At 61.8% G+C, this 952-nt stretch carries 2 protein-coding genes; both read right to left on the bottom strand.

The features are described 5' to 3' along the window. The coding region (locus tag HGR_RS03070) for an MCP four helix bundle domain-containing protein (RefSeq protein ID WP_006296615.1) at positions 1–741 on the bottom strand (741 nt) is incomplete at its 3' end. A 58-nt stretch (positions 742–799) separates the two neighbouring features. After that, a partial coding sequence (locus HGR_RS17195; RefSeq protein ID WP_006296614.1) for a DUF455 family protein occupies positions 800–952 on the bottom strand: 153 nt, incomplete at its 5' end.

The raw sequence follows: 952 nt of genomic DNA, 5'->3' as shown, positions 1-952 counted from the left end.
GCCGGTCTCGTCCTTGGCGTTCGACTCCAGGCGCTGGCTGAGATCGCCTGCGGCCACGGCATCGGCCAGACGCACCGCCTCGGCAATGGGCCGAGTGATGCTGCGGGTGATGGTCAGGCCCAAGGCCACGCCCGCGCTCAGTGCAATGACACCACAAATCACAAGCACGACGCGGCCACGCTGCCAGGTGGCAAGGGCCTGCTCACCCGCTTCTTCGGCCTCGAAGCGCGACGCGTCGGCGAGCTTGTTCACTTCGGCGACATAGGCCTGCAAGCCGGGAACGATGCGTGTCTGGTTCAGGTTGTCCAGTAGATAGATGTCTTCCTGACTGGCACTCTTCTTCAGCTTCATCAGTTCGTCACGCGCGTTCCGGTAGGACTGGGCGACCCGGTTGACGTCGGCCAGAACCGCGCGGCCGGCATCGGTGGACAAGGCGTTCAGCTCTTTGTCGATCGCCAGTACCCGCTGGGTGTGGGAGGCAATCACGGATTCGAGTCGAGTGTTCTCGGCGGCGTTGTAGCTGCGCACATAGGAAGTAAGCACCTCCTGATGCGCCTCCAGCGTGCGCATCCAGTCGGTGGCCAAGGTCACCCGAAGTTGTGCTGTGTTCGCGACACGCGCCGTATCGTTCATTTTCATGAGGCTGGTGAAACCCATCAGACCCATGACCACCATCAGAACGAGTTGGATGCCGATGGTGATACCCAGACGCACACCAATCTTGAGATTGGAGAATTTCATGTTGTTGTTCCTTGTCAATGCCGAGCGAGCGGCGATTGATTCTCTCAAATCCTCGTTTTCAACCGGTGGCCTGCAAAGCGTCCAGCTCGGCCTCGGAGAAACCCGCGGCCCGGCGTGCGTCGAGGTTGAACGGCCGCTTCAGGCGCGGCGCTTGGTAACGCGTGGTCAGCTCCGCGTAGGTTCGCACCGGGTCCAGACCGCGCTGCGCGCA

Source organism: Hylemonella gracilis ATCC 19624 (genome assembly GCF_000211835.1).
GTDB lineage: Bacteria > Pseudomonadota > Gammaproteobacteria > Burkholderiales > Burkholderiaceae_C > Hylemonella > Hylemonella gracilis.
Note: the sequence above shows the minus strand (reverse complement) of the source record. Positions and strands in the feature narration are given on the sequence as shown.